This is a genomic window from Psychrobacter sp. BI730, assembly GCF_013414195.1.
GTDB lineage: Bacteria > Pseudomonadota > Gammaproteobacteria > Pseudomonadales > Moraxellaceae > Psychrobacter.
Window position 1 is genome coordinate 259860 of sequence record NZ_JAATTV010000003.1, and the last position, 17957, is coordinate 277816.

General features: G+C 42.6%; 11 protein-coding genes. 6 read left to right on the plus strand and 5 right to left on the minus strand.

Annotated features, from left to right (window positions below):
- Window positions 1–76: 76 nt before the first annotated feature.
- Complete coding sequence (nagZ, locus tag HCZ91_RS03500) at window positions 77–1153, minus strand: beta-N-acetylhexosaminidase (RefSeq protein ID WP_179798188.1); 1077 nt, start codon at window positions 1151–1153, stop codon at window positions 77–79.
- Between the two features lie 464 nt (window positions 1154–1617).
- On the opposite strand from nagZ, the gene HCZ91_RS03505 reads away from it, so the two are divergent.
- Window positions 1618–3828 (plus strand): carboxy terminal-processing peptidase, encoded by a 2211-nt coding sequence (locus HCZ91_RS03505; RefSeq protein WP_102078101.1) that lies wholly within the window; start codon window positions 1618–1620, stop codon window positions 3826–3828.
- Window positions 3829–4333: 505 nt separating this feature from the next.
- Here the strand turns inward: HCZ91_RS03505 and HCZ91_RS03510 are convergent.
- Window positions 4334–4819 carry a peptidylprolyl isomerase gene (locus HCZ91_RS03510; protein ID WP_057758283.1) on the minus strand — a complete coding sequence of 162 codons (486 nt, stop codon included), beginning with the start codon at window positions 4817–4819 and terminating at the stop codon, window positions 4334–4336.
- 402 nt (window positions 4820–5221) lie between these two features.
- Here HCZ91_RS03510 and HCZ91_RS03515 point away from each other — a divergent pair, with 402 nt between their 5' ends.
- On the plus strand, window positions 5222–7174 hold the full coding sequence (locus tag HCZ91_RS03515; RefSeq protein ID WP_179798236.1) for a PDZ domain-containing protein: 1953 nt from the start codon (window positions 5222–5224) through the stop codon (window positions 7172–7174).
- Window positions 7175–7342: 168 nt separating this feature from the next.
- Here HCZ91_RS03515 and HCZ91_RS03520 read toward each other — a convergent pair whose 3' ends face one another.
- Together HCZ91_RS03520 and HCZ91_RS03525 are read right to left on the minus strand one after the other, a co-directional pair.
- Window positions 7343–8206 carry a DUF305 domain-containing protein gene (locus HCZ91_RS03520; protein WP_179798190.1) on the minus strand — a complete coding sequence of 288 codons (864 nt, stop codon included), beginning with the start codon at window positions 8204–8206 and terminating at the stop codon, window positions 7343–7345.
- A gap of 213 nt (window positions 8207–8419) precedes the next feature.
- Window positions 8420–9034 carry a pseudouridine synthase gene (locus tag HCZ91_RS03525; RefSeq protein ID WP_179798192.1) on the minus strand — a complete coding sequence of 205 codons (615 nt, stop codon included), beginning with the start codon at window positions 9032–9034 and terminating at the stop codon, window positions 8420–8422.
- Window positions 9035–9493: 459 nt separating this feature from the next.
- Between HCZ91_RS03525 and icd the strand changes: the two genes are divergently transcribed.
- Window positions 9494–10753: an NADP-dependent isocitrate dehydrogenase gene (icd, locus tag HCZ91_RS03530; RefSeq protein WP_179798194.1), complete on the plus strand. Its 1260-nt coding sequence runs from the start codon at window positions 9494–9496 to the stop codon at window positions 10751–10753.
- Window positions 10754–10987: 234 nt separating this feature from the next.
- Here icd and HCZ91_RS03535 read toward each other — a convergent pair whose 3' ends face one another.
- Window positions 10988–13207 (minus strand): NADP-dependent isocitrate dehydrogenase, encoded by a 2220-nt coding sequence (locus HCZ91_RS03535; protein ID WP_179798196.1) that lies wholly within the window; start codon window positions 13205–13207, stop codon window positions 10988–10990.
- Window positions 13208–13814: 607 nt separating this feature from the next.
- Between HCZ91_RS03535 and HCZ91_RS03540 the strand changes: the two genes are divergently transcribed.
- The 3 genes from HCZ91_RS03540 to glyA all read left to right on the plus strand — a co-directional run bounded on the left by HCZ91_RS03540 (window position 13815) and on the right by glyA (window position 17531).
- Window positions 13815–15227, plus strand: a complete 1413-nt coding sequence (locus HCZ91_RS03540; protein ID WP_179798198.1) for a peptidogalycan biosysnthesis protein — start codon at window positions 13815–13817, stop codon at window positions 15225–15227.
- Window positions 15228–15326: 99 nt separating this feature from the next.
- Window positions 15327–15827, plus strand: a complete 501-nt coding sequence (locus tag HCZ91_RS03545; RefSeq protein WP_179798200.1) for a chorismate lyase — start codon at window positions 15327–15329, stop codon at window positions 15825–15827.
- A 447-nt stretch (window positions 15828–16274) separates the two neighbouring features.
- On the plus strand, window positions 16275–17531 hold the full coding sequence (gene glyA, locus HCZ91_RS03550; RefSeq protein WP_057758295.1) for a serine hydroxymethyltransferase: 1257 nt from the start codon (window positions 16275–16277) through the stop codon (window positions 17529–17531).
- Window positions 17532–17957: the final 426 nt, after the last annotated feature.

Genomic DNA, 17957 nt, shown 5'->3' on the forward strand with positions numbered 1-17957 from the left:
GTAGCCAAACAACAAAAACCGCATCTTATAAAGGTGCGGTTTTTTGTATGCTACTCGATGACAATTTAATAAGCTATTATTTATATAGAGTAGGATCTATTGATGCTTTGGCAGTCTGAGCATCAGCTTGCCCATTAAAAAAAGTCTGAGTAACATTTTGCTTGGCTTGCTGCCAGTATTCAAATTGCTGGCAGGTAGATTCAAGATCGCCTTGCCATGTTGGGATGTTGCCGCGCATGGTTTTGATACGTTGCTGGTTAGGGTAAGGCAGATCCTGCGCAGCTTTAGCAGCCTCATGAGCAGCCACACGGTCATTGCATACGAGGGCAATATCACAACCAGCATCAATGGCCGCTTTTACGCGAGCACTGACATCACCAGCCGCCTTTGCACCTGCCATCGATAAATCATCAGAGAAAAGTACCCCGTCAAATTTAAGCTCATCTCGAATGATATCTTGTAGCCAAATTTTGGAGAATCCTGCTGGCTTGTCGTCTACTTGCGAAAATATCACATGTGCTGGCATAAGAGCGTCCAGACTATGTAGTGTTTGAGCAAAAGGTTGCATATCGCTATTAATGATTTCATCCAAGCTACGCGTGTCGATGGCTTCTGATACGTGCGAGTCAGGAGCGATGGCACCATGACCGGGGAAGTGTTTACCAGTGGTTGCCATACCAGCTGCCTTCATACCGCGCATAAACTGTGTTGCAAGCGCAGTGATGGCTTGTGGCTCATGATGAAAGCTGCGGTCACCAATGACTTGGCTAATACCATCTCTATCCAGTACGGGTGCAAAGCTCAAATCGATTCCTACAGCCAGCACTTCAGCTGCCATTAAATAACCGCAATCGTAGGCGCAGCTAAGTGCCTGGCTTGGGTCTTGATTGAATAGTTCACCCAATCGACCCATAGCAGGTAGGGGCGTGAATCCTTCACGTAGCCTCGCGACTCGTCCACCTTCTTGGTCCACACCGATAAGTATGTCTTGATTGTGATAACGTATATCGTCGCATAGTGCTCTGACTTGGGCCGCATCTGTGACGTTACGACCAAACAATATCACTCCGCCGACCTGTGCTTGTTTAATCAAGCTGACATCTTCAGCGGTCAAAGCGGTACTATCAACATCTATCATTAAAACGCCGTACATCGCATGTTCCTTATTATTTTATATATGGTTATATTATGAGAGTGACTGATTATCTATCTATGGCTGTCTTATCGCTTATCAGTCATTGTTCAGATGTCTTATTATGACAGTTATTATTAATTGAGCATAATGTGGCAGATTATTGGGGTCAAATCAATTTGCTAATAGCCAGTAGATTCAGTCATCAAATCGATGTGGATAGCCCTCAATTACTATGTATGATAAAAGTGATAGAAAGTTTGGTATGTACAGAGGTAGAGTGTAAGATTGCTTATACAGTTTGAGACAGTTCAGTATTTATGCGCATGATAATATTGATTGATTTTTGACTATATATCAGTATTTAATGATGCATAAAGTATAAGAATAAAAAACCCAGCATTTATAGGTCATAACAGATTCGAGCATTTCTAATTCTGATGAATTACCCAATACTATTAACTTCAAATAACTAGGTACATATGATGAAAAAACAACCAGCACAGTGGTTACTCAGTGCAGCGTCAGTGGGCATCGCCGGTATTATCTTAACCCAAAGCTACGGTACTGCAGTCGCCGAGACCAATACGGGAAGTTTCGTTCAGACCCCTGAGCAAAAGGTCACCACCCGTCAAGTAGCCGCTTTGCTGGATCGCAGTCATTATCTTAATCAGCCTTTAGATAGTAAGACTGGTAGCGAAATCCTATCAATGTATATTGATAGCCTTGACCCAAACCATACGTTGTTTTTGCAATCCGATGTTGATGAGCTGAAGAAAAAACATGCTGAAGACTTTGGTGCTCGCCTAAAACAAGGTGATCTATCTGCAGGGGTAGAGGTGTTTGATCGTTACCGCAAACGCTCAAACGAGTACTTTGCCATGGCCACCAAAATGCTCAAAACAGATATTGATTTGACAGGTAATGACACAATCATTCTTGATCGCGAAAAACTCGGCCATTTTAAAACCAAAAAAGAGCAGCGTGATTACTGGGAACGTCAGCTAAAGTTCCAGTTGATGAGTATTACCCTCGGTCAAGAAGACGAAAAAGCCAAAGAGAAAGTGTTTTTAAGCAATCCAGATATCACTCGTGGGCAAGACTTGGTACGTAACGATGAGCGTACGCCAAATGAGATTTTGCAAAATCGTTTGTCGCGTCAACAAGAGCAGTTTAAGCGTCTCAAAGATGATGAAATCATGGAAACCATCTTAAATACGGCAATGCTGACCTATGATCCACACAGTAATTATTATGCACCGATTCAAGCGACTGAACTGCAAATCCAGTCGAGCCTTCAGTTAGAAGGCATAGGTGTCTCTATTCGTCCAGATCGCAAAAATCCGGACTATACTCGTATTGTGACTTTGGTCGATGGTGGTCCAGCCGCTAAGTCGGGTCAGATTAAGCCCAATGATTTGATCGTTGGTATCGCAAAAGATGGCGAAACCATGACGGACGTGGTTGGTTGGTCAACGCGTGAAATTGTCAGCTTGATTCGTGGTAAACGCGGTACATCGGTCACACTGAAATTACGTCAACCTAACACGCCGGATGCTAGCGCCCGTACAGTCACAGTGGTACGAGACATTATTCAGCAAGAAGAATCAGGCGTTACTCAGCGAGTGGTAGAAGTGCAGCGTCCTAATATTGATAAGACGCCAAAGCGTATTGGCGTACTTGAGATACCAAGCTTTTACTTAAACTATCGTGCGCGTCGCAATGGTGAAGACTATCGTAGCGTCAGTATCGATACTGAAAAAGCGCTAAAAGAGTTGAACAAACAAAATATCGATGGCCTAGTGGTTGATTTGCGCAATAACCCTGGTGGCTCATTAGATGAAGTTGCCAAGATGCTAGGTTTCTTTATCAAGAGTGGACCATTAGTACAGATTCGTGATAATCGCGGCAATATTCAAGTGTATCGCGACAATGATGGTGGTGAGCAGTTGTATGATGGCAAAATGTCGGTCATTACCAACTTAGCATCGGCATCAGCCAGTGAAATCTTTGCCGCTGCTATTCAAGACTATGGTCGCGGATTGGTAGTTGGTAGTACGACAACTGGTAAAGGCTCTGCGCAGATTCAGCTCGATAGCTTAGCTTTAGGCTCTGCCACCTTAACTCAGCGTAAATTTTATCGTGTCACTGGCGGTAGTACGCAAAATAAAGGTGTCGTACCAGACGTTGAGTTAGTCAATATCTATGATGATGCAACCTTTGGCGAGCGCGCTCAGAAAAAAGCATTACCTTGGGATACGATCAGAACGGCGCCGTATAAGCCTGAAGGGAAGTTTACCAGTGATACGTTGGCGACGCTCAATCAACAGTCTAAGATTCGCCAACAGAAAGACCCGCAATTTACTTATCTGTCGACGCTAAATGATATTCGTAACATGGATGATGAAAAGAAACCTGTTCGTTTAGATATCAATAGCCGCCGAGCTAAAATGCAACTAATTGAGAAACGCTCATTAGAAGCAGAAAACAAACGCCTTATCGCAACTGGTGAGCGTCCATACTCTAACTGGAATACTTATCAAGCAGCGATGGACGCAAAGTTTGAAGAACGTAGCCGTATGAAAGCCGCTGAACGTCCAGAATTACCAGAGGATGAAGCGTTCATTAATGAGGCAGCTTACCTTATGCTCAGCGCGGAACCTAAGACAATGCTTAGCCCTGAAGAGAAGCTATAATGTGAAGTTATTATAGCGTTACGTAATCTATGTAAGCATATGCTTACATAGATTGACGTTTAGACCTCTTACCAACGAAGGGTCAATCTGCGACTATAACTGTACGGCACGATTGAACGAAACGGTTCATTGATACTAGGGATTGGTATCTTAAAGGTCGCACTAGGGATAAGTAGTTTGCTGATTAAGGATGATAAGGCTGGATGCCTGTCAGTTATGAGATGCCCCGGGATTAGGTATCACGTAACGCTAACATGGATGGTTGGTAATAAAAGCCGCATGACGCTTGTCGTTATGCGGCTTTGTTACGTCTGGATATTAATAATTTTTATGGCGTATTCTTTAAATAGATAGTATTTAAGTTGATCATATTTATATTAATTCGAAACTTATCATGAAATACGCATAAAAAAGGCCAGTAACCTGATCGGCTACTGACCTTTTAGATTAGAGAATAAATTTAATAATTTATCATCTAACTATTTTCACTATACTCTAGAAGAGATTAGTGCTCAACGCCACCTGCACCATGTACATGACCATGGTTTAGTTCATCTTCAGTTGCTGCACGTACTTCTTGGATTTCAACATCGAATGTCAAACGCTTGCCAGCCAATGGATGGTTTGCATCAACAGTAACTTCTTGATCGTTTACAGCAGTCACAGTAACTAGCATTACTTGGCCACCAGCTTCTGACTGGAACTGCATACCAGGCTGAATGTCATCAACGCCTTGGAAGTTGTCACGTGGTACGTGCTGTACTGCTTGCTCTTGGTATTCGCCGTAGCCATCAGCAGGTTCAACGACTGCATTAACTTTTTCGCCAGCAGACTTACCTTCTAATTGTGCTTCTAGGCCTGGGATAATGTTGCTGTGACCATGTAGATAAGCAAGTGGCTGACCTTCTGGTGACTGGTCAAGGATATTGCCTTCGTCGTCTTTTAGTGTGTAATTGAATTTGACGGCAGTGTCTTTTGCGATAGTAGTCATAAAATATCCTAAATATATCTATGTAAAAAATTAAATACGGTTGCAATAAACCTAAAAAAGCCAATCTGCAAGCCAAAAGGCCACGTCATTAGTCAATTATCATCAGTTTATTAAAGTAACTTTAGCAGTTAGCATCTTTAATTGAGATGGCCCACATAACTTTCAAGGCAAAAAACATAAAAAATGCCAATTAATGCCACAATTTACAATAATAACTGCTATTTTCTATAGTTAATGCATAGCGATTGGCTATTCATGGTTTAGGAGTTGCTTTTTTAGAGCAGGACTTCTAGCATAATTATAAAAATAAGGATGAGAGACACGATGACTGCATTTGCTAATACCACTACTAAACAACCAGCGAGCAATGTTTCAACCAATCATGATGATACTAAGGCTAAAATGATAGCTGATATAAGCTATCATTTTGATTTTACCCGTTTTTACGAGCATTTGGTCGATGTATCACTGAGCTTTACAGCAGTATCCGATGCGCCGCAGCTTTGGTTACCAGCGTGGATACCAGGCAGTTATCTAATGCGTGAGTTTGCCCGAAACATCACTGCGGTACATTATCAAGTAGTAGAGGCTCAAACAGCGGATAGTGACGAGCAGTCAGAGACTTATCGCGCGCAAAAAATAGACAAAAATACATGGCAGCTGCCAGCGGTGCAAGCAGGGCAGACGGTCATCGTCGAGTACGAAGTCTATTGCTATGACTTGTCTGTGCGTACGGCCTACGTTGATCAGCAACGACTTTATGGTAATTTTACTTCGCTTGCGCTAGCCGTCGAAGGGCAAGAGCAAGCGCCTGTCCACGTTAGCTTGATTGTGCCCGAGACATTTTTTGCAGACAAAGAAAGTAGCAAAGTACTGTTGGCCTGTGGTTTGGACGCTACGCACCTGCAGATTGATCAGCAGCAAAAAGGCCGTCAGCAAGCGAGCCATCAGCATATTTATAAGTTACAGGCAACGAATTATCACGAGCTGATTGATTATCCATTTGAAATCGCAGAACAAGAAAAGTTCGATTTTATTATTCATGACAATGAGCATCAGACGCTACATCATAGCTTTTATCTGTCAGGTAAGCAGAATGCCAATCTAGGTCGATTACAGCAGGATATTACTCAGATTTGTCAGACCTACGTAGATTGGTTAGGCGATGCGCCATTTGATGATTATACGTTTATGACCTTTGCTAGCGGTCAAGATTATGGTGGGCTTGAGCATATCAACTCTACTAGTCTTATTACCCCGCGCAATGACTTGCCAAATGCCAATGAGCCAAAGCTACCAAGTACAGATTATCAGCGGTTTTTAGGACTATGTAGTCACGAGTATTTTCATTCATGGTGGGTGAAGACGGTACGACCTGATGTCATGATTGATGTCGATTTGCGCCGTGAGGCATTTACACCATTACTTTGGGTGTTCGAAGGGTTTACGTCTTATATCGATGATTTTATGTTGCAAGCGTCAGGTGTGATTGATAAAGCCAATTATCTGCGACTGCTAGCCGAGCAAATCAATCGCTACTATCAGACCCCAGGGCGCGGTAATCAAAGCGTGGCAGAGTCGAGCTTTGATGCTTGGATTAAGCTGTATCGTACTGATGAAAATACAGGCAATGCGGGTATCAGTTACTATAATAAAGGCGCGTTGGTAGCTCTATGTTTGGACCTAATCTTACTCAAAAATAGCGACGGTCGTTATCGTTTGTTTGATGTGGTCAAAGCTTTTTATACTCAGGCCAAGCAGAACGACAGTAAGCGAATTGGCATCAGTAGTGCTGACATGGGCTCCGTCATTGAGCAGTTTATGCCGCTAGCAGAATGGGAAGATTTTGAGCGCCGTTATGTCAACGGGGTAGAAGAGCTGCCAATTGAAGCGTTGCTCATTGCAAATGGTGTCAAAATACAGGCGAATACTAAAGAAACGGCAGACAAGCATGTGCCTTGGGGTATGCGATGTAACGAAACGCCAGCTGGGCTCAAAGTCAATCGTGTGATGCGAGATAGTATTGCGGCTAAAGCTGGTATTTCAGCACATGACGTTATTATCGCGATTGACGGCATCAAAGCGGATACGAAACAACTTACCACTTTGGTTAATACAGCGCATCCTGTTGAATGTTATTTATTCCGTCGCGATGAGCTGATGTGTGTTCAGGTTCAACCCGAAACGACAACCAAAGTTAAGCTACGAGATGAGACAACTGGCATGACTGGAGCAGTACCTCCTCATAAAGTAAGCCTACGCTTAGCAAAAGAAGATAAGACTCTAGAGAATGATAATGAGCAATTAAAAAGTGAGGCAGGTTGGGAGACATGGCTTAATGTTATGAAGCGGTAGCTTTGATGCTATATCAAATACCTTTCCATACGAAAAACCCTTCCATATAAAAAACCCTCTTCCGAGTAATACTGCTTAGAAGAGGGTTTTTTTAAATTACTTTTAATATTGTAGATATATCCAAGCAACTTAAATGCTCGATAGGTCAGAGGTTGGAGAGATATACGTTTACTGCTCTTTAGCTCTGTTATCTAGATTATCTGAGTTATCTGGATTCTTATTATCGGTAGTTTCATGCTCAATATTTTCATCTACAGAGCTATCGTCTTCGTTGCTACTTGCAGCCTCAAGCGCAGCAATCCAGTTTTTCATCACATCAATTTCAGTTTGCTGGTTATCAATGACGTCTTGAGCTAACTGACGCATCTCTTCATCTGTCCCATATTCGAGCTGAACTTTTGCCATATCAACAGCGGCAATATGATGCGGTAGCATGCCGCGTGCAAACGCCATATCAGGCACGGGATCAGCCACACCCAAAGTCATTTCGCCATGCATATTTTCCATGCTTTTAGCATATGCTTGCTGCATCGCCACAGTATTTGGCTTAGGTTTGGCAGCATCAGGATGGCTAGCCAGCCACTTGTTTAAGACATCGATTTCAGCTTGCTGTGCCGTGATGACGTCTTGAGCAAGCTGGCGCATCGCTTCGTCAGTGCCATACTTGAGTTCTATTTTTGCCATCTCTACCGCGCCGCGATGATGTCCCAACATGCCTTTAGCAAAAGCGGTATCAGGATCGTTATACCCTATCCCAATCATCATCTCGTCATGCATTCTAGTCATCGATCTCGTATAGTCTCTTAGCATATCTGTCATCTGAGACTCATCACTGACACTGTTATCGCTGTCATTTGTTAGAGTATCGTCTGCCATATCGTCATGCTCAGCATGTGGCATATCATTCACTGGAGGAGTGCTTTCTTCTACAGGCATTGATTGATTGTTCTCTGCTGCTGGCTGACAGGCACTCAATACAAGCGCTGCAGAAATGCTAGTGACCAACGAAAGAAAACGACGAGAAGCAATCATGACATATCCCTATTGTGAAAAAACCAAACGATAAATGGATAATACCTATTATACATAATCAATTAGGTGCTGAATGTTAGCAGATAAACCTTACCCGTTCGAGACACTATGTTTAACAGGTCGTAATATATTAGTGTCAGAGCTTTATATTCGTGGCTAAATAGCCAAACAGTGTGAATTAATCAACAGTATCTAAGCTTAAAACCATCTAAACTAACTAGAAATGCCTAGCTGACGAAAGTGTTCGCTAGTTAGATGAACGCGTACAAACTCCCCAACAGCTAAATCACCTAGCTCAAACCCTGCCACTGACCAACGTATCAAACGCAGACAAGGCAGACCGACATGCGCTGTCATACGTCTGACTTGGCGATTTTTACCTTCATATATTGTCAGCATTAGCCATGAGTCCGGCACGCTTTTACGCTCACGTATTGGCGGATTACGTTGCCAGAGTACCATCGGTAGCTCATTTTCACTGACGTGTTTGACCTCGGAAGGTAGCGTTTTACCATCTTTTAAAACCACGCCACGTTTAAGCTTATTGATTTGCTCAGCAGTAGGCGTTCCTTCTACTTGCACTAAGTAAGTTTTACCTTGTTTGCGCCCTGCATTGGCTTTTGGCGGATGAGTAATTGCTTTATTAACGCGACCATTATCGGTCAAAATCAGCAAGCCCTCTGAAGTGGCATCTAGCCTACCAGCAACTCGCAAATCCTTATCGGTAAAGTATTGCGATAGGGTGGCGTGGTCGTTATTACTGTCATCTCTAAACTGACTTTGCACGCCATAAGGCTTGTTGAATAGAATGAGACTAGACGTAGACATAAAAAGGTGTTTCCTGGTTTTTGATGGACAATGAATCATTGTAACGTATGTTTTGTGATGCAGAGCTAGTATTAAGCGACAAGACTAAAGGCGATATATTTAATGTGCTGTATGCTACATGACCTGCTACAAAAGTAGGACAGCGCTTGTATAGATTTGCTGTTATCCTAAATCCGTATTCTAATAGTGGTATTTATATTTCTGATATAGAAAAATCTACTATCTACTATCTACTATCTACTATCTGCAAGCGGCAATCATTGTTTGGGTCTCTATTTTAATTTTTTTAGCTTCGAGCTATTTTTAACATTGTTTAAATCAATGCCGCAAGTGTCGTACTCATCAAAGCTTTGCTTAACCGATAAGCGCCCAGAGCGTTACAACTATAATAAAACGGTTAGCATAACAAAGTGTCTAGTTCGCTTGCGACGTCCAACATACAACCAAGGAGTATCATCGATGTCATATGATAAGGTTATCGTGCCAAGAGACGGCGAAAAAGTGACCGTAAACGCAGATTTAACATTAAATGTTCCCAACCATCCGATCATTCCGTTTGTGGAAGGTGATGGAATCGGTGTAGATATCACGCCTGTCATGATAAAAGTAGTCAATGCTGCGGTTGATAAAGCGTATCACGGCAAGAAGTCTATCATTTGGATGGAGACGTATCTTGGTGAAAAGGCAGCGAAAGTATATGACGGCGATTATTTGCCAAGCGAGACGCTAGAGATTCTAAAAGACTACGTCATTAGTATCAAGGGTCCATTGACCACGCCAGTGGGTGGTGGCTTTAGTTCGTTAAACGTCGCAGTGCGCCAAAACCTCGACCTATACGTATGTCAACGCCCCGTACGTTGGTTTGAGGGCGTACCAAGTCCAGTACAGCATCCAGAACTGACGAATATGGTTATCTTCCGTGAAAACACAGAAGATATCTACACAGGTATCGAGTGGAAAGCGGGCAGCGATGATGCCAAAAAAGTTATCAATTTCTTAAGAGATGAGATGGGTGTGACCAGTATTCGCTTCCCTGAAGACTGCGGCATCGGTATCAAGCCTGTCTCAAAAGAGGGCTCACAACGTCTGGTACGCAAAGCGATTCAGCATGCCATCGATAATGATTTGCCAAACGTGACTCTAGTGCATAAAGGCAATATCATGAAGTTTACTGAAGGCGCATTCAAGGATTGGGGCTATGAGCTAGCGGCAGAGCGTTTTGGTGCAGAGTTATTAGATGGCGGTCCATGGATGACTATGAAAAATCCAAAAACAGGTAATGATATTATTATTAAAGACGTCATCGCTGATGCGTTTTTGCAGCAGATTTTGATGCGTCCCGCAGACTATTCTGTAGTAGCAACGCTTAATCTGAATGGTGACTATATCTCTGATGCATTGGCGGCTGAAGTAGGCGGTATTGGTATCGCGCCTGGTGCAAACAAAGGCGGCGCGATCGCTGTTTATGAAGCGACGCACGGTACTGCGCCCAAGTACGCTGGTCAGAATAAAGTAAATCCAGGCTCATTGATATTGTCTGCTGAGATGATGCTTCGTGATATGGGTTGGACGGAAGCAGCTGATCTTGTCATTAGCGGTATCCAAGGTGCGATTGCCAATAAAACAGTCACATATGATTTTGAGCGTCTGATGCCAGATGCTACCTTACTGAGTACTTCTGAGTTTGGTAAGGCGATTATTAAGCATATGGAAGCCTAAGACTATTTAAACTCTAAGCATTCTATTTTATTACTATGTATTAAAAGCCACCTATTTATATAGGCGGCTTTTTTTATTTCACTCTTTATAAAACTTTTAGAAAACACAAAAAAACACCCCAACGTTCTAAGACGGTTGAGGTGTTTTTTACTAAGACTTAAACTTGCTTAATCGCTGCTAGGTATAAAAACCAAAAGCGATTAGGCTTAATGGTTTAAGAGCAGTTGCTTAAAATTATAGCGATGCCAATGTCTCGTTAAACAAAGCGCTTGGACGCATTGCTTTCTTAGCCAATTCTTCATCAGCATAGTAGTAGCCTTTGATATCTACTGGCTTGCCTTGAGCTTGGTTAAGTTCTTTAACGATAGCTTCTTCGTTCTCTTTTAGCTTTTGCGCGAATGGTGTAAATTGCGCTTTTAGCTCGCTATCTTTATCTTGCGCTGCAAGCTCTTCTGCCCAGTACATTGCTAGATAGAAATGGCTACCACGGTTGTCGAGCTCGCCAGTTTTACGTGATGGCGACTTATCGTTTAGTAGCAGTTTTTCTGTTGCTGTATCTAGCGTGTCTGCCAAGATTTGAGCTTTAGCATTGTTATCGTTGTTTGCTAGATGCTCCAACGATACCGTCAAGGCCAAGAACTCACCAAGTGAATCCCAACGTAGATGGTTTTCTTCTGTCAGCTGCTCAACGTGCTTCGGTGCAGAACCACCAGCACCAGTTTCAAACAAACCGCCGCCTTTCATTAATGGTACAACTGATAGCATCTTGGCACTGGTACCTAGCTCTAGGATAGGGAACAAGTCAGTTAGGTAATCGCGTAGGATGTTACCGGTCGCAGAGATAGTATCTAGACCACGAGTAACGCGCTCTAGGGTATAACGCATCGCACGAACCTGAGACATAATCTCGATATGTAAGCCAGTAGTATCGTGATCTTTTAGATACGTTCTAACTTTTTTGATTAGCTCGTTCTCATGTGGACGGTATGGGTCTAACCAGAAGATAACAGGCGTATTTGATTCACGAGCACGGCGTACGGCAAGTTTTACCCAGTCTTGGATAGGCTCATCTTTAACCTGACACATGCGCCAGATATCACCTTTCTCAACACGTTTTTCGAGTAATACTTCATCAGTATCAATATCGACGATACGTGCAATACCAGCATCGCTAGACTCAAAAGTCTTGTCGTGCGAGCCATATTCTTCAGCTTTTTGAGCCATTAGGCCAACGTTAGGAACGGTACCCATGGTCTTTGGATCAAAGTTACCATGCCATTTGCAGAAGTTGATCATTTCTTGGTAAATACGAGCAAAGGTAGACTCTGGCATGACGGCTTTACAGTCATACATTTTGCCATCAGCACCCCACATTTTACCACCTGAACGAATCATCGCTGGCATAGAAGCATCAACGATTACATCACTTGGAGAATGGAAGTTGGTGATACCTTTTGAAGAGTCAACCATGGCCAGACGTGGGCGATGCTCTTGACACGCATGTAAATCACGCTCAATCTCTTCACGCTTTGAAGCTGGTAGCGTTGAGATCTTGTCGTATAAATCTGCCATACCGTTGTTGACGTTGATACCTAGCTCATCAAAGAAAGCGCCATGTTTTTCAAAGGCTTCTTTATAGTAGATTCTAACCGCATGACCAAAGACGATAGGATGCGAGACCTTCATCATGGTTGCTTTTACGTGTAATGAGAACAAGATACCAGCTTCGCGGCAATCTTCCATTTCACGCTCATAAAACTCTAATAGTGCTTTTTTGCTCATGACCATCAGGTCGATGACTTCTTTATCAAGCAAAGCAATTTTAGGCTTTAATACTTTTTGAGTACCGTCATCAAGTAACAACTCCATACGTACTGTACGAGCTTTATCTAATGTCATAGATTGCTCGCCATCGTAGAAGTCGCCGCCATGCATGTGTGATACGTGCGTGCTTGACCATTGCTTCCACTCACCCATAGAGTGTGGATGCTTGCGTGCATAGTTTTTGACGGCTTTAGGAGCGCGGCGATCTGAGTTACCTTCACGCAGTACTGGGTTCACTGAACTGCCTAAGCTTTTGCCATAGCGCTTGCGTAGCTCTTTTTCTTCGTCAGTTTGTGGATCTTCTGGGAAGTTAGGGATAGCATAGCCTTTGCTCTGTAGCTCTTTGATAGCGGCTTTTAACTGCTGTACAGAAGCACTGATGTTTGGCAGTTTGATGATATTGGTGTTTGGATCTTGAGTCAGACGACCTAGCTCAGCTAAGTTGTCAGGAACACGTTGCTCTTCGGTCAAGTATTCAGGGAATTCGGCCAATATACGCGCTGCAACAGAGATGTCGCTGGTTTCAACTTCAACGCCTGCCGTTTTAGTGAATGCTTCGACAATAGGTAAGAACGACAGAGTCGCCAGCGCTGGGGCTTCGTCAGTTTTTGTATAAATAATTTTTGACATTTTAGTTAGATCTTCCTTTAGGCTGTAGTTAATAATAAAGCTCAAATATAGTGTTGAATATGCGTCAATGATACTATGCAATAATCCATGATATGGTTAGAACAAGTACTTCATATGTAGCTTCTTAGAAATTTTTAAGACAGGTCAGACATTTTCTTTTAATAATATTCATGAAAAAAGCATTTAAAGGCAACACGTTAACGGTCGGTGCAAAACTGCCTAAAAGTGAATCACTGACGCTACATTATAATCAATCCACTATAAATCCGATAGGATGTCAATCGTATACCATGAACTAAGTATACTGTTTTAGCTCGTATCCTATGGTTTCGAATTATACTAAGCTAATAACAACCTTATTCTACCAGTCATCGGCTTCGATATCATCTTTTCCATACAACTACTGTTTTTTCATGACGTTTTATATTGATCTTACTGCCCATGAGCGCATTCTTACAAACCACCCGCGTTATCGTTGGTGGTTTTCTATTGGGTGCGGATAAGTTTTTGCAAATTGTGACAGCAATGACGTAAAAATTTGCTAGTCTAGGTCATCAATAGATTGGTTATCGATAAATATATCGCGATTATAATAGTGACGGTGAATATGAGTTTAGAGTATGCGCTGATTAATGATACCAGCTGGCAGAGCCAAACAGAGTGGCAGACGCCAGATACCCCTTTTATGTCATTTGCTTTTTGGCAAGCGTTGACTGACACCGGAGCAATTGGTGAGCAGGCGGGATGGCTACCAATATTTATTTTGGTACATCGTGTCACAGGCGCTATTAATAGTGCCAATAGTCAAGAGAGCACCGATACCTTAGTAGATAGCACAGCAAAAAATACATTGCAACCTGTGGCTGTCATGCCAGTATTTATAAAAGGTCATCATCGTGGTGAGTTTGTATTTGATCATGCATGGGCAGAAGCTTATGCGCGCTATGGCGTTGATTACTATCCGCGATTGGTCACTAGCGCACCATATACACCGATTACTGGTCAAAGGATTTGGTTGGCAAAAAGTGAAGTATTAAATGAAGATATCCTCAAAACAGCCATCGCAGGTATCGATGATATCGCTCAACAAGTGGGCGCCTCAAGCTGGCATGGACTGTTTGTGACACCTGAGCTTGCCTCTATCGCCACCACATCTATGCCAACTGAAATTGATGTAGAGCATGCGATAGCGGCTCAAGAAAGCGGCGTAGAATCAGCTGCTATTGAGCTACCGATATTTGAGCGTCAAGGCTGCCAGTTCTTATGGCAAAATAAAGACTTACTTAATGACAGTAAGCCATTTGCAGATTTTGATGCGTTTTTGATGACCTTAAAAGCTAAAAAGCGTAAAACCATTCGGGCTGAGCGCCGTAAAGTTGCCGAGCAGGGCATTAGTTGCCAGCGCAAGTGCAGCGATGCTATTAGCGACGCAGACTGGAAGGCTTTTTATCATTGTTATGTGATGACCTATGCAGTACGCGGACAGCAGCCTTATTTGACGATAGATTTTTTTATGGCATTGGCAGTGAGCATGCCTGAGCATATAATGCTTGCACAAGCACTCGACGCCAGTGGTGAGATTATCGCGAGTAGTTTGTTCTTATATGACAGACCTGATAGCGACAAGGCTGATGGTGACAATGTTGGTGGTGACAATGTTGGTGGTGACAATGTTGGTGGCGATAATAATGCCACCTTATATGGTCGTTACTGGGGTGCGCTCGGTGAATATGACAGCTTGCATTTTGAGCTGTGCTACTACCAAGGTATTGAGTTTGCTATTGAGCAAGGATTGATATCTTTTGATCCTGGTACGCAAGGCGAGCATAAGCTAGTACGTGGTTTTATCCCAACGACGACACATTCTATCCACCGTATCTATGATCCGCGTTTTGTACCGGCGATTGGCGATTTTTGTGCTAGAGATCGTGAGCATATGGCGCAGTATCGTCAGCAGGCTTTTGAAGCTCTGCCTTTTAATGCTGACAATATGCCTGAATTTGATGATAGTGACTCATAGCATTGGTTCATAACGGTAATCAGCTGTGACTCACTCTGCTTTTATTCGTATGTACCTTTTAAATGTTAAACACTCTTTAAAAAATACTAGCCATAAACTATGACCAGCAATTCTTTTAGTTCTACCAATGACCTACCTCCTACTGAACTCTTACCTTGGCTAACTGCTGAAGGTTCTCTCACTGCGATATTAGAAGAGAAGGCAGGGCAGCCGCTGCGCGTAAAACGCAGCTTTGAAGGCTATCGTTCGCTGACTTTAGGTCAAAAAAAGCAGCTGGGTATACGAGGCATGATGCTAAATCGTCCAGTACTCGCATGGGTACGGGAAGTGCAGCTATATGGCAATGATGACATGCCATGGGTGCAAGCACAGAGCATCTTTCCTTTAAACAGTTTAAAAGGTCAGTCTCGTCGTCTTCAGCATCTGAAAAACACACCTATCGGCTACGTTTTATTTAAGCGTCGCCGTACCTTGCCAAATGAGCGTTTTATCAGTCATACCAGTGACGGTTGGCAACGACAAACGCGTTATGACTGGCATGGTCGCACGCTCATGATTAGCGAAACGTTCTTACCTGCATTTTCATCTAACGAGCTGTAAATTTTTTTATGCCTTTATTAATACAAAAAAGCGGTTAAGTGAAAATTCTCAGCGGGTAAATCCTTTATTTTATTGGCTATTTATCTGTGTTATATAGTCATTTAATTCGCTCATCTTAAGGTGAGGTTTTTTTGCGCTCACAGCACAAATTTTCATGTTACACTTAATCTTTCGCGATGATATCGATGCAAATGTACATCGATTTTATTGACGAATCAGTCAAGTTAATAACAGGTGAGTCGCCTGTATTTATTCTTATTTCAATCTTTGCTAATAGACTCCATTCACAATAATGGTCATACCATAAAACAGACTGCAGAAAAACAGCGTGCAGGGGTATTAATAGTACTTCAGCGACGTTGACGCAGTAGTTGTTTTATTGTGGGCAGGCTATAAGCTTCTTTTCAATGACGTTTTTTAATGACAGTCACTACTTAGGACATCACTATGTTTAAAGATATTTCTATCAAAGATTTTGATCCAGTACTTGCTGAAGCGATGGCCGCAGAAAGCGTTCGTCAAGAAAACCATATCGAGCTTATCGCCTCTGAAAATTACTGCTCACAAGCAGTGATGGAAGCACAAGGTACTGACCTTACCAACAAATACGCAGAAGGCTATCCTGGCAAGCGTTACTATGGTGGTTGTGAGCATGTGGACGTAGTTGAGCAATTGGCTATTGACCGTGCTAAAGAGTTGTTCGGTGCAGAGTATGTGAACGTTCAGCCACATTCTGGTAGCCAAGCAAACTCAGCCGTATTTTTAGCATTGTTAGAGGCAAATGACACTGTACTAGGCATGAGCCTAGATGCGGGTGGTCACTTGACCCATGGCGCACACATCAACTTTTCAGGTCTGAACTACAATGCCGTACAGTACGGATTGGTAGATGGCACTGGCCTTATTGATTATGATCAAGTAGAGAGCTTGGCGCGTGAGCATAAGCCAAAAATGATCATCGCGGGTTTCTCAGCATACTCACAAGTAGTTGATTGGCAGCGTTTCCGTGACATCGCGGACGAAGTAGGTGCATATCTATTGGTCGATATGGCTCACGTTGCTGGTCTAGTTGCTGGCGGTGTTTATCCAAACCCAGTACCTTTCGCTGATGTGGTTACAACGACGACGCACAAAACTCTACGTGGCCCACGCTCAGGTATGATTTTGGCACGTGATGAAGTATTGGCTAAAAAGCTAAACTCAGCTGTATTCCCAGGCAACCAAGGTGGCCCGTTAATGCATGTCATCGCGGCAAAAGCGGTTTGCTTTAAAGAAGCGTTAGAAGATAACTTCAAAACGTATCAGCAGCAAGTAGTGAAAAACGCGCAAGCAATGGCAAAAGTAGTTCAAGAGCGCGGCTATGAAGTCATCTCTGGCGGTACTGAAAACCATCTAATGCTGATCAGTCTCGTTAAGCAAGAAATGACGGGTAAAGAAGCGGACAAATGGCTTGGTGAAGCACACATCACTGTCAACAAAAATGCTGTACCAAACGATCCAAAATCACCATTCGTGACTTCTGGTATCCGTATCGGTACGCCAGCGATTACTACTCGCGGTTTTAACGAAGCACAAGCGGGTGAGTTGGCAGGTTGGATCTGTGACGTACTAGACAGTCGCGGTGATGAAGCGGTTGCTACTGAAGTACGCGCTAAAGTAGAAGCGATTTGTGCAGAATTACCAGTCTATGCTAAAAATCAGTAAACTTTAGAAAGGTAATAAAAAAAACCGTTAAGCTTTTGCTTAGCGGTTTTTTTGTTATTGCTCTCTATGAATATTATGTCATGTAACGCAAACCTATGTTGATATTGCTATTTAGCTCTTTTAATTATATTTAAGTCCGTTATTTAACCTGAAAATTACTACCGACATTTTTCGATAAGTGTAGTGAGCTTGATTGAGTTCCGCTATTAGTTTTAAAGAGCTAAGTTGACGTTTAATTAAGAAAAATATGTAAATCTCTTTGTTCATACAAAACTATTAGTATATAGTCAGTATTGAACATTTAGTAATAATACTAATACAAATTATAATAAATAGTTACACTTTGTATTAGGGCGTGTTGAACATTCATAATTTGAGCCAGATATAAGCACAAGCAAGAGCGACCGTATTTTCATAACTCTGCTT

Coding starts and splice junctions, on each gene's coding strand:
- nagZ (WP_179798188.1), bottom strand. CDS start 1,153: ATGTACGGCGTTTTAATGATAGATGTTGATAGTACCGCTTTGACCGCT.
- HCZ91_RS03510 (WP_057758283.1), bottom strand. CDS start 4,819: ATGACTACTATCGCAAAAGACACTGCCGTCAAATTCAATTACACACTA.
- glyA (WP_057758295.1), top strand. CDS start 16,275: ATGTTTAAAGATATTTCTATCAAAGATTTTGATCCAGTACTTGCTGAA.
- HCZ91_RS03545 (WP_179798200.1), top strand. CDS start 15,327: ATGACCAGCAATTCTTTTAGTTCTACCAATGACCTACCTCCTACTGAA.
- icd (WP_179798194.1), top strand. CDS start 9,494: ATGTCATATGATAAGGTTATCGTGCCAAGAGACGGCGAAAAAGTGACC.
- HCZ91_RS03505 (WP_102078101.1), top strand. CDS start 1,618: ATGAAAAAACAACCAGCACAGTGGTTACTCAGTGCAGCGTCAGTGGGC.
- HCZ91_RS03520 (WP_179798190.1), bottom strand. CDS start 8,206: ATGATTGCTTCTCGTCGTTTTCTTTCGTTGGTCACTAGCATTTCTGCA.
- HCZ91_RS03515 (WP_179798236.1), top strand. CDS start 5,222: ATGATAGCTGATATAAGCTATCATTTTGATTTTACCCGTTTTTACGAG.
- HCZ91_RS03525 (WP_179798192.1), bottom strand. CDS start 9,034: ATGTCTACGTCTAGTCTCATTCTATTCAACAAGCCTTATGGCGTGCAA.
- HCZ91_RS03540 (WP_179798198.1), top strand. CDS start 13,815: ATGAGTTTAGAGTATGCGCTGATTAATGATACCAGCTGGCAGAGCCAA.
- HCZ91_RS03535 (WP_179798196.1), bottom strand. CDS start 13,207: ATGTCAAAAATTATTTATACAAAAACTGACGAAGCCCCAGCGCTGGCG.